The sequence below is a fragment of the Mycobacterium sp. 236(2023) genome (assembly GCF_029623955.1).
In the GTDB taxonomy this organism is placed as follows: domain Bacteria; phylum Actinomycetota; class Actinomycetes; order Mycobacteriales; family Mycobacteriaceae; genus Mycobacterium.
In genome coordinates this window covers 656,173-670,799 of the sequence record NZ_JARSBP010000003.1, presented here as the reverse complement: position 1 = coordinate 670,799, position 14,627 = coordinate 656,173, and the positions used below count along the sequence as shown (strand labels likewise).

Annotated in this window: 14 protein-coding genes and 1 pseudogene; 12 read left to right on the top strand and 3 right to left on the bottom strand. The window is 67.8% G+C overall.

The genetic code is table 11. From position 1 onward, the window contains the following. The first annotated feature begins 46 nt into the window (after nucleotides 1–46). From P9A17_RS14480 to P9A17_RS14470, 3 genes are all read left to right on the top strand, one after another. The gene (locus P9A17_RS14480) at nucleotides 47–949 is read left to right on the top strand and encodes a diiron oxygenase (protein WP_278039323.1); all 903 of its coding nucleotides are present in this window, start codon (nucleotides 47–49) and stop codon (nucleotides 947–949) included. Continuing rightward, entirely contained in the window at nucleotides 946–1,662 is a 717-nt protein-coding gene (locus P9A17_RS14475; RefSeq protein WP_278039322.1) for a DUF4873 domain-containing protein, read from the top strand. The genes P9A17_RS14480 and P9A17_RS14475 overlap by 4 nt, the downstream gene beginning before the upstream one ends. A gap of 66 nt (nucleotides 1,663–1,728) precedes the next feature. Further along, nucleotides 1,729–2,610: an LLM class flavin-dependent oxidoreductase gene (locus P9A17_RS14470; RefSeq protein WP_278039321.1), complete on the top strand. Its 882-nt coding sequence runs from the start codon at nucleotides 1,729–1,731 to the stop codon at nucleotides 2,608–2,610. On the opposite strand, the gene P9A17_RS14465 is transcribed toward P9A17_RS14470, so the two are convergent. Then, on the bottom strand, nucleotides 2,607–3,869 hold the full coding sequence (locus P9A17_RS14465) for a glycosyltransferase (RefSeq protein ID WP_278039320.1): 1,263 nt from the start codon (nucleotides 3,867–3,869) through the stop codon (nucleotides 2,607–2,609). The two genes, P9A17_RS14470 and P9A17_RS14465, sit on opposite strands and share 4 nt — an antisense overlap. 24 nt (nucleotides 3,870–3,893) lie before the next feature. After that, complete coding sequence (locus P9A17_RS14460; RefSeq protein ID WP_347403842.1) at nucleotides 3,894–4,127, bottom strand: DUF4383 domain-containing protein; 234 nt, start codon at nucleotides 4,125–4,127, stop codon at nucleotides 3,894–3,896. Between the two features lie 410 nt (nucleotides 4,128–4,537). Between P9A17_RS14460 and P9A17_RS14455 the strand changes: the two genes are divergently transcribed. The 7 genes and pseudogenes from P9A17_RS14455 (at nucleotide 4,538) to P9A17_RS14425 (ending at nucleotide 11,428) form a co-directional block, all read left to right on the top strand. After that, complete coding sequence (locus tag P9A17_RS14455; RefSeq protein WP_278039859.1) at nucleotides 4,538–5,572, top strand: polyprenyl synthetase family protein; 1,035 nt, start codon at nucleotides 4,538–4,540, stop codon at nucleotides 5,570–5,572. Then, nucleotides 5,572–7,083 carry a phytoene desaturase family protein gene (gene crtI / locus P9A17_RS14450; RefSeq protein ID WP_278039319.1) on the top strand — a complete coding sequence of 504 codons (1,512 nt, stop codon included), beginning with the start codon at nucleotides 5,572–5,574 and terminating at the stop codon, nucleotides 7,081–7,083. Before P9A17_RS14455 ends, crtI begins: the two co-directional genes overlap by 1 nt. An 11-nt stretch (nucleotides 7,084–7,094) precedes the next feature. Continuing rightward, nucleotides 7,095–8,039 (top strand): phytoene/squalene synthase family protein, encoded by a 945-nt coding sequence (locus tag P9A17_RS14445; RefSeq protein WP_278039318.1) that lies wholly within the window; start codon nucleotides 7,095–7,097, stop codon nucleotides 8,037–8,039. Nucleotides 8,040–8,041: 2 nt separating this feature from the next. Next, nucleotides 8,042–8,140: pseudogene (locus P9A17_RS14440) on the top strand (lycopene cyclase domain-containing protein); the annotation flags it as partial. Beyond that, nucleotides 8,137–8,847, top strand: a complete 711-nt coding sequence (locus P9A17_RS14435) for a class I SAM-dependent methyltransferase (protein ID WP_278039317.1) — start codon at nucleotides 8,137–8,139, stop codon at nucleotides 8,845–8,847. The pseudogene P9A17_RS14440 and the gene P9A17_RS14435, both read left to right, overlap by 4 nt. Beyond that, entirely contained in the window at nucleotides 8,844–10,376 is a 1,533-nt protein-coding gene (locus P9A17_RS14430) for an FAD-dependent oxidoreductase (RefSeq protein WP_278039316.1), read from the top strand. The genes P9A17_RS14435 and P9A17_RS14430 overlap by 4 nt, the downstream gene beginning before the upstream one ends. After that, nucleotides 10,373–11,428, top strand: coding sequence for a DUF5914 domain-containing protein (locus P9A17_RS14425; RefSeq protein ID WP_278039315.1), 1,056 nt, complete (start codon nucleotides 10,373–10,375; stop codon nucleotides 11,426–11,428). The genes P9A17_RS14430 and P9A17_RS14425 overlap by 4 nt, the downstream gene beginning before the upstream one ends. A gap of 9 nt (nucleotides 11,429–11,437) precedes the next feature. Here the strand turns inward: P9A17_RS14425 and P9A17_RS14420 are convergent, their stop codons facing one another. Beyond that, nucleotides 11,438–12,622 (bottom strand): ROK family transcriptional regulator, encoded by a 1,185-nt coding sequence (locus tag P9A17_RS14420; RefSeq protein ID WP_278039314.1) that lies wholly within the window; start codon nucleotides 12,620–12,622, stop codon nucleotides 11,438–11,440. An 85-nt stretch (nucleotides 12,623–12,707) separates the two neighbouring features. Here P9A17_RS14420 and P9A17_RS14415 point away from each other — a divergent pair, with 85 nt between their 5' ends. Further along, a complete protein-coding gene (locus tag P9A17_RS14415) occupies nucleotides 12,708–13,370 on the top strand; it encodes a ketohydroxyglutarate aldolase (protein ID WP_278039313.1) in 663 nt (220 codons plus the stop codon). Then, on the top strand, nucleotides 13,367–14,578 hold the full coding sequence (locus P9A17_RS14410; RefSeq protein WP_278039312.1) for an MFS transporter: 1,212 nt from the start codon (nucleotides 13,367–13,369) through the stop codon (nucleotides 14,576–14,578). Before P9A17_RS14415 ends, P9A17_RS14410 begins: the two co-directional genes overlap by 4 nt. Nucleotides 14,579–14,627 lie beyond the last annotated feature (49 nt).

Below are 14,627 nucleotides of genomic sequence, written 5' to 3'. Positions count from 1 at the left end.
CCAGAGGTATTGACTTCTTACGTCGCGGCTCCCTACCGTCGACGTCATGACGGCTCCTGCGAAGTCAAAAGCAACAACACGCGCGGAATTCGCCGAGCGTCTCCTGAAGGGTTCGGTAAAGAAGTCCTACGCTCCGGTCGTCGACATCGACTGGGACGCACCACTGGACCCCGACAAGTTCTTCCTGCCACCCAAGTCGGTGTCGTTGTACGGCACGCCGCTGTGGAACTCGATGACGCGCGAGGAACAGATCGAGCTGTCCCGCCAGGAGTTGGCGAACACGCTGTCGGCGGGGATCTGGTTCGAGAACATCCTCAACCAGGCCCTGCTGCGCAAGATGATGCACCAGGATCCGACCGCGCGGGCCACCCATTACGAGCTCACCGAGCTGGGCGACGAAACCCGGCACATGGTGATGTTCGGCAAGGCCATCGACCGGATCGGCGCGAAACCGGTGCGGCCCAGGCGTTATCAACGCATCATCATCAACGCGCTGCCGTTCGCGTTCCAGGGGTCGGCGTTGTGGATGGCCGCGTTGATCGGCGAGGAGATCTTCGACTCGCTGCAGCGCCAGATGATGGACGACCCGGAACTGCAGCCGATGGTGCAGCGGCTGATGCGCATTCACGTCACCGAAGAGGCGCGCCACATCCAGTTCGCCCGCGACGGGCTGCGTAAGCGCGCGCCCCACATGCGGCCGATCCCGAAGTTCGTCGTGTCCAACATCAACGGCGCCGGCGGGCTGTTCTTCCGGCACCTGTTCACCAACAAAGTCCAGTACGCCCGCGTCGGGCTCGACGCCCGCGAGGCCCGCCGTCAGGCCCGCACCAGCGCCCACCTGCATGCGGTGCATGTCAGTGGATTCGCACCTCTGGCGGCATTCCTGCAGGACGTCGGCCTGCTTGGACCGATCGCCAGGCGCATGTGGAAGCGCGGCGGTTTTCTGTGACGGTCGACGCGGTCGCCTACGTGACCGACGCGGGTGACGCCGAGTTCGACGAGACCTCGCACACGTGGACAGCCTGCGGCCGGCGCGCCCGCGTGCTCGTTGCCACCGACGGAGCGCTTCCCGCCGCGTCCGGCACCACTCCTGCGCCTTATCTCGGCGTCGCCGTCCACGGCGTCCCCAACTACTTTCTGGTCACCGGCCCCGACACCGCCGCCCAGAAGGGTTACATCGCCAAGTGCCTCGACCACCTCGACCGCACCGGCGGGACCCGCATCGAGGTGCGTCCGGGCACACAGCGCTTTTACAACGACCGTTCGCACGAAACCACGCACCGCAGCGGCCGCTTCTGGCGCAAAGTCGGCAGACGGATTCCGTCGGCTTTCGATGTGCGATCCCTGGCCTCCGATGACGGGCCCGACGACACCGTGTACGACGGTGAGGCGACGGTCGTCGTCGGCGACCGCATCCATGGGGTGCGGGTGCGGCTGACGGGGCAGCTTGATCCCATCGATGGTCATTACCATTGGCAGGGAACGGTTTTCGATGACAGCCTGGAAGTCAGGATGCCTCAGGAGGTGACGGTGACGATCGGGGATCGCACCGCGCGCGGCAGGTTGACTGAGCGCACCCCGTGGTCGACGTTCTCTGTGGTCGGGCTCGGGGCTCCACCGTTCGCACTCGACACCGTCGAGGTCGACGTCCCGCTTCTGTAAGAGGAATCGGGCACGGGCATATTAGAACGTGTTCTAGTATGCGGTCACCGACGATGAGGAGGCGACGTGCGATTCACCTACGCGGAAGCGATGACCGACCCGAAGTACTACATCCCGTTGGCGAAGGCCGCCGACGAGGCGGGGTATCACGGGATGACGATCGCCGACAGCGTCGCCTACCCGGAGGTGTCGGACTCGAAGTATCCGTACACCGAGGACGGCAACCGCGAGTTCCTCGACGGCAAGTCGTTCATCGAGACGTTCGCGCTGATCGGGGCGTTGTCGGCGGTCACGACGAGGCTGAAGTTCAACATCTTCGTGCTCAAGCTCCCGATCCGCCCGCCCGCCCTGGTGGCCAAGCAGGCGGGCTCGTTGGCCGCCATGTTCGACAACCGTCTCAACCTCGGTGTCGGCACCAGCCCGTGGCCCGAGGACTACGAGATCATGGGGGTGCCGTTCGCCAAGCGCGGTAAGCGCATGGACGAGTGCATCGACGTCGTCCGCGGGCTCACCTCCGGCGACTATTTCGAGTACCACGGCGATTTCTACGACTTCCCGCGCTTCAAGATGACGCCCGCACCGACTAAACCGATCCCGATCCTGATCGGCGGCCACGCCGACGCGGCGCTCAAGCGCGCCGCCCGCAACGACGGCTGGATGCACGGCGGCGGCGATCCCGAGGAACTCGACCCGCTGCTGAAGAAGCTTCAGCAGTATCGCGAGACCGAGGAGCGCATCGGGCTGGCCGACGAGTTCCAGATCCACGTCATCTCGATCGACGGGTTCACCCTCGACGGGGTCAAGCGCCTGGAGGACAAAGGCGTCACCGACGTCATCGTCGGGTTCCGGATCCCCTACATCATGGGTCAGGACACCGAGCCGCTCGACGACAAGATCCGCAACCTGGAGTGGTTCGCCGAGAACGTCATCGCGAAGGCGAACGGCTAGGCGTCACAGCACCGCTTGAGCGCATTGGCGATCGTGTCGATCGGCGTCGACGCCTCGATCGCAGAGCGGATCCGCGCCGCGGCCGATCGGTAGGTGCCGTCCTGGAGGACTTCGTCCACCGCGGCTCCGATCGCCTCTGGCGTCGGCGCGGACGTCGCGAGGTCGATGCCGACCCCGCAGTAGTCGACGCGGGCCGCCACCTCGGCCTTGTCCGACGTCTCCCCCGCCACGATCAGCGGCACCCCGTGACTCAGCGCGAACTGCACACCTCCGTAGCCGCCGTTGGTGATCATCACGTCCACGTGGGGCATCAGCGCGGAGTACGGAATCCAGTCGGCGATGCGCGCGTTGGCCGGGACCCGGCCATGCCAGCGCTGGCCGGGCCTGCCACCCGTGGTCGCCACGATCAGCACGTCGCGGCGGTCACCCAGCGCGGCGAGCGTCGGAGAGATCAGCTGATCGAGGTCGGCGTTGTCGAAGGTGCCCTGCGTCACGTGCACCACGGTGGCGCCGGAGGACACGACGTCGTCCCACCAGCCGGGCGGGTCGAAGTCCGCCACTGGCCGCGGCAATACCGGTCCGGCGAACTCCACCGTGGCGGGCAGGTCGGCGCGCGGATACTCGAACTCGTCGACGGTCAACTGGAGGATGCCGTCCGCCAGTCGCGGCCAGTCGCTGATGAAGACAGGTGAATTTCGGGAGTTCGCCTCTCGCAGCGACTGATTCAGCTTTCGCTGGGACGAGCGCATGATGACCCGGTGCGCGACCGCCGTCATGGGCCGGTAGTCGACACCGGACTCAGGTTGCCATGCCATGCCGAACGGCGGGGTCTGGGCGCTGGAGATGGTGAGCGGTCCGACGCCGCACACCAGGACCGGCGGCCGAGGGCCGTCGCCCAGCAGCAGCGGAAGCACCCCGGTGAACGTCACGTCCGAGACGATCGCATCCACAGCGGCGGCGTCGAGCACCGATGCGAGCGAACGCGCCTCGTCAGCAAGCGGTTTGGCGAACACGGACTCGAGTTCGGCCCGGCCCAGCCAGAACCGGCGCGCCTGGACGGGAAGCCGGCGGAGCAGCATCGGCGCAGCGTCCGGCGGATCGATGTGCACCGAGTCGGGTAGTGACACCACGCGCAGCCCTGCGTCCGAGGCGACCGCGGCGAACTCCGACCCCGTCACCATGGTGATGTCGTGGCCGAGCTCCTGCAGCCCGATCCCGACATTGATCATGGGGATCACATGGCCCTGAAGTGGACTCACGGCCAGCAGGTAATGCGACAAACGTCATCCTTTGTCCGTAGTGATCGAGACGCGACCGTCGCCCGGCCATATCCCGATCCCGAGCATGACTGGGGCGAGGATCGCCTGGGCCGTGAGGTGCGTGGCGGTGACACCTGACAAACACAACACGAGGTAGGCCACAGCGCCCACGACGAGAAAGCAGCGCGCTCCTGCGACGCTACCCGCCAGCAACACGCCGCACGCGCCCACGATCACATGCACCACACTATTCGTCACAGACAGGTAATAACCGCCGAAGAGGGCGCCTGACCGTAGGACAGCAACGACGCCTACAAGCATTATGGCTGCACCTATGCCTGCAGCAGCGGCCTGAATTCGTCTGTGCCTTCTCATTATTGACGCGCACTCACCGCGATCGGCATTGTGCGGGAAATGCGTCGGCAACCTGCGCGCCTCCTCTGCAGTGTCCGCGGTGGCCCCTTGGCGGTGCGGCTACCCGGCTGGAGACCCGACAAACGCTGTCGGCCGTGCATAGAGGCACTAGAAATGGGTAATGGCCGTTTCGATGACCACCGGCGCCATGCTCACGACGAACCGGGGGCGATATGCCCGCGGGTAGGTACGCCACAGTCGCGCAGTGTGCGGCGGTCGAGCCCGCGGGCCGCGGATCGGAGCAGTGGCAGTCGATGGTGCGCGAATCCGTGCTCGCCGCCGTCGCCGAGTTCCTCGACACCCGTTGTGCACAGTCGCTTCCCGCCAGCCGCGTCGACATCGCCCAAGACGTGTTACGGGCGCTGCTCGCCGAGGGCAAATGCCTGAGATCGACCTTCCTTTATCTGGGCTGGTTGTCCGGGGCCGAGGCCGATGTCTCCGCGATCCGGGCGGCGGCCAGCTTGGAGTTCCTGCACGCCTTCGCGTTGGTGCAGGACGACGTCATGGACGGTTCGCCGATGCGCCGGGGACGACCGAGCGCACATCGTGCCTTCGAGGGCTGGCACCATCGCCACGGGATGGCCGGTTCATCGGCGCGCTTCGGCGAGTCGGCGGCGATCCTGCTGGGCGATCTGTGCCTGGTCTGGGCAGAACAGATGCTCCGCGAGAGCGGACTCGCCCAAGAGGCCCTCACCCGCGCCTGGCCGCGATATGACGCGATGCGCACCGAACTCGCCGTAGGGCAGTTCGCCGATCTGGTCAACGACTCGTCGGCCTTCCCCACGCTGGACGACGTCCTCGACGTCGCGCGCCGCAAGTCCGGCAATTACACCGTGCGCAGACCGCTGGAGATCGGGGCTGCGCTGTCCGGGTGCGACGAACGCACACTCGACGCGCTCGGTGATTACGGCGTCGCGGTGGGTGAGGCTTTCCAACTCCGCGACGACCTTCTCGGGGTCTTCGGCCGTCCCGAGACGACGGGCAAGCCTGCGGGTTCTGACCTGGCTGCGCGCAAAGCGACGACGGTCGTCGTCGCCGCCCATCAGCTGAGTAGCAGGTCGCAGCGCCGCGACCTCGAACGACTGATGACCACCGCCGATCTCAGCGGCGACGACATCACCGCTTGGCAACGCCTGATCGCCGAGATCGGCACCATGGAATGGATGGAACAGTTGATCGACCGACGCCTCGCGTGGGCCCTGCACCGCCTCGACACCGTATCGCTGGACGACGGTGTCCGATCGGCACTGATCACGATGGCTTCCGCCTGCACCGAGCGGGTGGCCTGATGCGCACCGTGCCCGGGGCGACGGACCGGGTCGTCATCGTCGGCGCCGGTCTGGCGGGCTTGTCGGCCGCGCTTCACCTGGCCGGGCGTGGCCGCCAGGTGACGGTCGTCGAACGCGGCGCGCACCCGGGCGGCAGGGTCGGCAGGGCCGACATCTCCGGATATCGGCTCGACACCGGGCCGACGGTGCTGACGATGCCCGACATCATCGATGACACCTTCGCCGCAGTCGGCGAGTCGACGGCCGCCCGCCTCGACCTACAGCCCGTGCTGCCCGCCTACCGCGCCTCGTTCGCCGACGGGAGCAGCCTGGACGTCCACAGCGACGCCGAGGCGATGACTGCGGAGATCGCGCGCTTCGCCGGCCCCAAGGAGGCGCAGGGTTATGCGCAGCTGAGGCAATGGCTGACACGGCTCTACGAGCTGGAGTTCAACGGTTTCATCAACGCGAACTTCGACTCCCCGCTGTCGCTGCTGACGCCACAGCTCGCCAAGTTGGCCGCCATCGGAGGGTTCCGCAGCTGGGAGCCGATGGTCCGGCGGTTCCTGTCCGACGAGCGCCTGCTGCGGGTGTTCACCTTCCAGGCTCTCTATGTCGGGGTGCCGCCCAAGCGCGCCCTCGCGGCCTACGCCGTGATCGCCTATATGGACACGGTGTCGGGCGTGTATTTCCCGCGTGGCGGCATGCGGGCGCTACCCGACGCGATGGCGGCCGCGGCTACCGATGCAGGGGTCGAATTTCATTACAACGCACCGGTTTCCGATATCGAGCGATCAGGGTCGCGGGTCACGGCGGTGCGCACCGTCAACGGTGAGCGGTTCCCCGCCGACGCGGTGATCCTGACGACCGAACTGCCCGACACGTACCGGATGCTCGCCCGGACACCCCGCCGATTGGTGAAGTTGCGGCCGGCGCCGTCGTGCGTCGTCGCGCACGTCGGCTGCCGTGCGGACACAACGACCGCGGACCCGTCGCACCACACGATCCTGTTCGGCGATGCCTGGGACCGGACCTTCGACGAGATCATCGACGAGGGACGCACGATGGCCGACCCGTCGCTGCTGGTGACCCGGCCGACGCTCGGCGACCCGACGCTCGCCCCGGACGGACGGGAATTGCTGTACGTCCTGGCGCCGGCCCCCAACACCGATGTGGGACACAAAGACTGGGACGCCGAGAGCAGCGGCTACACCGACCATATGCTCGACACCGTGTCGGCACGCCTGCCGCACCTCGGCCAGGACGCCGAACTGCTGCACGTGGTGACGCCCCAGGATTGGGCCCGCCAGGGCATGGCGTCGGGCACACCGTTTGCCCTCGCCCACACATTCGGGCAGACCGGCCCGTTCCGGCCCGGCAACACCGTGCGCGGCATCGACAACGCGGTGCTCGCCGGTTCGTCGACCGTGCCAGGTGTCGGGATTCCCACCGCCATCGTGTCGGGACGCCTCGCCGCTGACCGCGTCACCGGAGCCGCTACCCGGACACAGTCACAGGTAATGTCGCGATGATCGGAGCAACGATGATCAGCTCGGAGCTGGACGCCGCGGGCGTCCACGATGTTGCACTCAGAGAGTCCTACCAGAAGTGCCGCGCCCTCAACGCAGAGCACGGCCGAACTTTCTTCCTGGCGACGCGGCTGTTGTCGCCGGCGCAGCGGCCCGCCGTGCACGCCCTGTACGGCTTCGCGCGGCGCGCCGACGATGTCCTCGACGGATTCGATTCCCGCACAACAGCACAGCGCGCAGATGAGCTGCAAGGGTTGTCGACCGCGTTGTTCACCAGGATGGTGGAGAACAAGACGGCCGGCGACGACCCGACGCTGGACGCCGTGGTGCACACGGCGCGAAAGTACGACCTCGACTGGCAGCTCTTCGACGATTTCCTCGCGTCGATGCGGATGGACCTCACCGTCACCGACTACAAGGACCGCGCCGAGCTGGATCGCTACATGTACGGCTCGGCCGAGGTGATCGGCCTGCAGATGCTCCCCGTCCTGGGCACCGTCGTTCCCCGCGACGAGGCTGCACCCCATGCCGCCGCTCTCGGAAAAGCGTTCCAGCTGACCAACTTTCTCCGAGACATCGACGAAGACCTGACTCGCGGCCGGGTGTATCTGCCGGCCGACGAGCTCGCCGTCCACGGCGTCGATCGCGACGTGCTGACGTGGTGTCAGCAGAATCGGCGCACGGACAGCCGACTGCGGGCCGCACTCGTCGAGCAGCACGCGCTCACGCGCAGCATCTACCGCCATGCCGAACGCGGTATCGCGCTGCTGGCCCCCCAGTCCCGCCCCTGCATCAGCGCAGCACTGACGCTGTACTCCGGAATCCTGGACCGCATCGAAGAAATCGACTACGCCGTGTTCGCCCAGCGCGCCACGGTGTCGACCGCCCGACGCATCAGGGTGGCGTCGGTGGGGCTGGCGAAGGCACTGCGCGCGCGGGTCCGTCGACGGGGGGCGTGATCATTCCCGTCGAGGACTTCCTGTTCGGATGGGCGATGGTGACCGCGGTGCTGCTGTTGTGGGTACGAAATGGCAAGAAACAAGATAAAGAGACGGTATGAGTCGCGAATCCTACGACGTTCCCGATGCGTTCGACGCCGGCGCGCAATCCTATGACGGCCTCGTCGGCGCCAACCCCGGCTACCACCGCCACCTTCGGCTGTCGGCGCGCCGGATGCAGTTGCCCGACTCGGGCCGTGGACTGCGACTCCTCGACATCGGTTGCGGTACCGGCGCTTCCACTGCGGCGTTGGTGCGCGCTGCGCCGCACGCACAGATCGTGGCGGTCGACGGGTCGGCGGGCATGTTGGCACGGGCCCGCGAGAAGACCTGGCCGGCGGCGGTGACCTTCGTCCACAGTCGCGCGGAGAATCTCGCGGAAGCCGGTGTGGACGGCCCGTTCGACGGCATCCTCGCCGCCTACCTCGTGCGCAACCTCGACGATCCGGACACCGTTCTCCGCAGCCTGCTCTCGCTGCTGCGACCGGGCGGGGTCTTCGCCGCCCACGAGTACTCGGTGCGCGACTCGCGGGTGGCCACCGCCGTATGGAACATGGTCGCGGCGACGGTCATCATCCCCGCCGGACGTCTACGTTCGGGTGACGACGGCCTCTACCGCTACCTGCGCCGCAGTGTCAACGAGTTCGACGGCGCAGCGCAGTTCCGGGATCGACTGCAGCGCAACGGCTTCATCGACGTGCAGAGCATGACGGTGGCCGGCTGGCAGCACAACATCGTGCACACCTTCCTCGGCCGGGCGCCGCGGTGACCGACCCGCGACGGGTCTGTCACCCCGGGGCTCCGGGCCTGCCGACCGCAACCTCTTTGTCGGCAGTGCCGCGGGTCGCCGTCATCGGGGGCGGCATTGCCGGCCTGGCGGCGGCGACCGCCCTCGTCGAGCGCGGTGTCGGCGTCGACCTGTTCGAGCGGGAAACGTATCTCGGTGGCCGGGTCGGCGGCTGGTCGGAAAGCCTGCCCGACGGGACGACGGTCGCGATGAACCGCGGCTTCCACGCGTTCTTCCGGCAGTACTACAATCTGCGTGATCTGTTGCGCCGCATCGATCCTGAGCTCTCGATGCTGGCTCCGCTCGACGACTACCCCCTCGTCGACGCCGAGGGCCGGCGTGACACCTTCCGCGGGCTTCCCAGCACACCGCCGCTGAACGCAATCGCGTTCGCATTGCGCAGCCCCACCTTCCGGTTGCGCGACCTCATCCGCCTCAATCCTCGCGCTGCGGCGCCGCTGGCCGAGGTGTCCGTCCCGCAGACCTACGACGAACTCGACGATCTCGACGCGGAGACATTCCTGCACGACATCAACTTCCCCGTCGCGGCCCGCCACCTGGCGTTCGAGGTGTTCTCCCGGAGTTTCTTCACCCGCCCCGCGGCGTTGTCCGCCGCAGAGCTCGCGACGATGTTCCACATCTACTTCCTCGGCTCGAGCGAAGGACTGGTCTTCGACGTCGCAAAGACGAACTTCGATGTGGCGCTGTGGAATCCGCTCGGTGACTACCTGCAGCAGAAGGGTGCGCGCCTCCACCTTGCGACGCCGATCACTCGGATCTCGGCGGACGGTAACGCCTTCTCCGTCTTCGACGAATCGGGCTCGACCACCCTGGTCGACGGGGTCGTCCTCGCCACCGAGGTGCCTGCCCTGCAGGCGATCCTCGGAAACTCGGGTGATCTCGCTGACCCCTTCTGGCGCAAACGCATCGAGGGCCTTGGCACCGCGGCCCCGTTCGTCGTGCAGCGCCTTTGGCTGGACCGGCCGGTACATCCTGACCGCGCGGCGTTCCTCGGCACCGGTGGACTGCCACCGCTGGACAACATCAGCGTCCTGAACCGTTACGAACGCGAAGCGTCCGACTGGGCCGACCGAACCGGCGGATCCGTCGTCGAACTGCACGCATACTCGGTCGCCGAGGACTCTCCGCAGCTGCGCTCCGACATGCTGGCCCGTCTGCACGCGCTGTACCCCGAAACCGCCTCGGCCTCCGTGGTTTTCGAGAAGACTTTGACCCGTAGCGACTGCCCTCGCCTGGCGCCCGGTGACTTCGGGCCGAGGCCGACCGTGAAAACCCCCTGTGCCGGCCTCGCGCTGGCCGGCGACGGAATCCGGATCGACCTGCCCGTGGCGTTGATGGAGCGTGCCGCGACGACGGGTGTCGCGGCAGCCAACACGCTGCTCGACCTCTTCGGCGTGAGGGGGCACGATATGTACACGGTGCCGGTGCGTGGACGCTCACCTGTGCTTCGGCACCTCGCGGGTCGCGTGGAAAGGCGGACATCCCGATGAGCCTTCTCAGCCGTCTGACGACGTCGGTCAGCAAGGCGTCGCCCTTCGAGCTCCTGCCGCGCACCGCGTGGGCGCGGCAAGCGCCGACGTACAAGCAGGCCTCCGCCGAGCTCATCGACGCCGCGCTCGCACGGTCCCAGGATCGGCCGAGCGGCAACTGGTACGTCGTCGCCGCCAGCACCGACGTCGCCTCAAAGCCGCACGGCGCCAACGTCGCCGGTGCGGAGCTGGTCTGCTGGCGCAATACGGACGGGACCGTGCGCATCGGGCCCGCACGGTGTCCGCACCTGGGTGCCGACCTGTGTACCGGCAGCGTCGACCTCGGTCACCTCGTCTGTCCGTGGCACGGCCTGCGCCTGACGGGCCGCTCACGGCCCGACTGGGCCGCGCTGCCCGCGTTCGACGACGGCGTGCTGATCTGGGCGCGCCTCGACCGCGTCGGCGGTGAGACGCCCACCGCAGCGCCGATCCTGCCGGTCCGGCCCGACGGTGCGCAGATCGCGGCCGTCACACAACTCAGCGGCGCCTGCGAGGCCCGTGACATCATCGCCAATCGGATGGATCCGTGGCACGGCGCATGGTTTCACCCGTACTCCTTCACACGTCTGGAAGTGCTCAGCGCGCCGACGGCTTCCGACGACGTTCCCGAGGAGCTCGATCGATTCCTCGTCGCGGTCACGTTCCGGCTCGGACGCCTCGGCATCCCGGTGATCGCCGAGTTCACCAGCCCGGAGCCGCGCACGCTCGTCATGCGCATCGTCGACGGCGAGGGCTCCGGCAGCGTCGTCGAAACCCACGCCACCCCACTCGGTTTCGGGCCTGACGGGCAGCCACGCAGCCTCGTCACCGAGGCGGTCATCGCGCACTCCGATCGACCGGGTTTCGCCCGAGCCCTACGAGTCGCACCGCTGATCACGCCGTTCATGAAGCAGGCGGCGAACCGCTTGTGGCGCGACGATCTGCTGTATGCGGAGCGGTTGCACACCGTGCGCACCCAGGACGCCGACGGGTCGGCGGATCTCCTCATCCCGGTGGCCGAACCCGAGGGCTGATCTCCGGGCCTATGCCGCCGCGATCAGTGCGTCGATGGCCCGTGGGCCGAGGACGTGGTCGAGCGCCATCATCGCGCTGCCGATGACGCCGCCCCTGTCGCCGAATTCGGCGGGCGCTATCTCCAGGGCGCGGGTCGCAAGCGTGGTGGCGTTGCCGTACAACGTTTCCCGCAGACCGGCGACGAAGATGTCGTAGGCGCCTGCCACGTCACCGGCAACCACGAGCGCCGCCGGGTTCATCAGATTGACGGCGGCCGCCAGCACCTCGCCGACGTGTCGGCCACTATCGCGAATCATCCTGCGCGTCAGCGCATCTCCGGAGTGAGCCAGACCCACGATGTCGCGGAGGTTCTGCGCCCGCCCGCCGGCGTCCCTGAGGGTGCGCACCAGCGCCCAGCCACCCGCGACGGCTTCCAGGCAGCCGACATCCCCGCAGCGGCAGGCTCGTCCGTCGGCCGCCGGTGTCTTGTTGTGGCCGAATTCGCCTGCCGCCCGGATCGCGCCTCGCTGCAGAGCTCCGCCGGCGATGATGCCGGCACCCAGCCCCGTCGAGACCTTGATGACGAGTGCGTCGTCGAAGCCGCGACAGGCGCCCGAACGCCATTCGGCGAGCGCGATGACGTTGGCGTCGTTCCCGAGCACGACGGGTGCTTCGGTGAGTTCGCGAAAGTATGGGGTCAAGGGTGCGCCGTCCCAGCCGCTGAGCACCGGCGTGTCGACGCTGCTGCCGCGTAGCTGGTCGACGGTTCCGGGAAGGCTCAGTCCGACGCCGAGCACCTGATCGCTGCGGTACCCGGATTCGGCGAGCAGCGCGCTCAGGCGGGTGACCACGTCCGGCATCAGGTCACCTGGTGCGAGGCCAGGCTCCTGATCGACGTCGGCGGCGACCAACACTTCGCCGGCCAGGTTGCACACGCCCAAACGGGTCCGGCTTCCGCCGATGGCCACCGACAAGACGACCCCGGCTGCGGCATTGAAGCTGAGCAGCGTGGCGGGGCGACCGCCCGTGGACCGGGCCTGTTCGTGCTCGACGATCAACTGGCGGGACGTGAGTTCCCTCACCCGCGCCGTCACAGCTGTCCGTGACAAGCCTGTGAGTTTGCCGATCTCGGCTCTGGTTGTATCGCGCTTCTGCCTGATCAGGGCGTAGAGGTCCCCCACCGAGGTTGCTGAAGATGACCTGAGCAGCGCCACGGCGCAAGACTAACCACGCCACTTATGTATTTCAAGTACCTAAGTCGGATTGAGAAGTACCTAAAGGGCGTTTACCGTTGACTACGTGAAAGAGCCCCGATCACTGCTGGACGTCGCTCCGGTGATGCCCATCATCGCCATGCGCAGCGCAGCCGATGTGTCTGCCGCCGCGTCCGTGGCACGGGCCATTAGTGACGCAGGTCTGCCATTGGTCCAGGTGGCACTCGACGGACCGCTCGCACTGGAAGCCATCGCGCGGATCGCGTCGGACGCCCCCGAGGTGATCGTCGGCGCGGGCGCGATCACGCACATCGAACAGCCCGAGTTGGCCCGCGCGGCCGGCGCGGAGTTCCTCGTCGCCACGGAAGGGCCCGCCGCCCTGCGACGGGCCATGTGCGCCACCGAGCTGCCCCACCTTCCCGGCGTGACCACCGCCGACGAAGCCGCCGACCTTCTCGACGACGGCTACACCGACATGGTTCTGCATCCGGCCACTGCCGCCGGCGGCGTCCGGCATCTCAAAGCGTTGGCGGTCTTCGTACCCGCCGCCCGCTTCTGCGTGTCGGGCGGGGTCAGCGCCGCCGACCTGAGCGGCTATCTCGCCGCACCGAACGTGGGCTGCGTCAGCGCCGGTTGGCTCGCGCCGGCAGACGCGGTGCGCCGCCGCGACTGGGAACGCATCCGCCGCCTGGCCGACGTCGCCCTCAAGCTCAGCAAGCCGCCCGTCGCCGCCGTTCGGGCGCTATGACCGTGACACTCGACCGCCCGTCCGGCCCGGTGTCGGTGGTGGCGCCGGATCCCGTTGTGCGCTGGCTCGCCGTGGTGGCATTGGCGCTCGGCGGATTCGGCATCGGCACTACCGAGTTCGTCGCCATGGGCCTGCTACCCGATATCGCCAGCAGCCTCGGCGTCTCCGAACCCACTGCTGGACATGTGATCTCGGCCTACGCACTGGGCGTGGTGGTCGGCGCCCCGCTGATCGCCGCGATCACGGCGCGGATGGCGCGACGCAGATTGCTGCTGGCCTTGATGACGGTGTTCACCGTCGGCAACCTCGCGAGCATGCTGGCCCCGTCCTACGAATCGCTGATCGCCGCGAGGTTCCTCGCCGGACTCCCGCACGGTGCGTATTTCGGGGTGGCGGCTCTCGTCGCCGCGCACCTCATGGGTCCGCAGAACCGCGCCAAAGCCGTGGCACACGTGCTGACCGGCCTCACGGTGGCCACCGTGCTCGGCGTGCCGATGGCATCATGGCTCGGCCAATCCCTGGGCTGGCGAGCAGCTTTCGGCCTGGTTGTGGCCGTCGGCATCGTCACGCTGGCGGCGCTGTGGTTCTGGTTGCCGTCGCAGTTGAAGTCGATGCGAGCCACCAGCCCACTCACCGAACTCGGCGCACTGCGCCGCCCGCAGGTGTGGCTGGCGCTGCTGGTCGGCATGATCGGCTTCGGCGGCATGTTCGCCGTCTACACCTACGTGACGACGACGATGACGGACGTCGCCGGTATGCCGCGCCCCCTGGTCCCGTTGGCGCTCATGGTGTTCGGGCTCGGCATGTTCTTCGGCAATCTCGTAGGCGGACGGCTCGCGGACCGATCGGTGATCCGGGCGCTGTATCTGGCGATGGGCTCGCTTGCCGCGATGCTCGCCGTGTTCGTGGTGGCCTCCCACAATCCGTGGACGGCTCTGCTGGTGCTGTTCGGGATCGGGCTGACCGGCTCCGCCGTCGGACCGGCTCTGCAGACCCGGTTGATGGACGTCGCCCACGACGCGCAGACTCTGGCTGCGGCACTGAACCATTCGGCGCTCAACATCGGCAACGCGACCGGAGCCTGGGTAGGCGGCCTCGTCATCGCGGCGGGCCTGGGTTACACAGCACCCGCCGCAGCCGGTGCGATCCTGGCGCTGGCGGGAATCGCGATCCTGACGCTGTCGGTACTGCTGCAGAAGCGCCGCTAGCGACGAGCACCGTTACGTAGGGTTAACGCGACGGGGTTGCGGGCACTCG

Bases quoted from the DNA above. Each gene is read 5' to 3' on its own strand.
- P9A17_RS14480 (WP_278039323.1), top strand. From the start codon at position 47: ATGACGGCTCCTGCGAAGTCAAAAGCAACAACACGCGCGGAATTCGCC.
- P9A17_RS14425 (WP_278039315.1), top strand. From the start codon at position 10,373: ATGAGCCTTCTCAGCCGTCTGACGACGTCGGTCAGCAAGGCGTCGCCC.
- P9A17_RS14435 (WP_278039317.1), top strand. From the start codon at position 8,137: ATGAGTCGCGAATCCTACGACGTTCCCGATGCGTTCGACGCCGGCGCG.
- P9A17_RS14455 (WP_278039859.1), top strand. From the start codon at position 4,538: ATGGTGCGCGAATCCGTGCTCGCCGCCGTCGCCGAGTTCCTCGACACC.
- crtI (WP_278039319.1), top strand. From the start codon at position 5,572: ATGCGCACCGTGCCCGGGGCGACGGACCGGGTCGTCATCGTCGGCGCC.
- P9A17_RS14445 (WP_278039318.1), top strand. From the start codon at position 7,095: ATGATCAGCTCGGAGCTGGACGCCGCGGGCGTCCACGATGTTGCACTC.
- P9A17_RS14410 (WP_278039312.1), top strand. From the start codon at position 13,367: ATGACCGTGACACTCGACCGCCCGTCCGGCCCGGTGTCGGTGGTGGCG.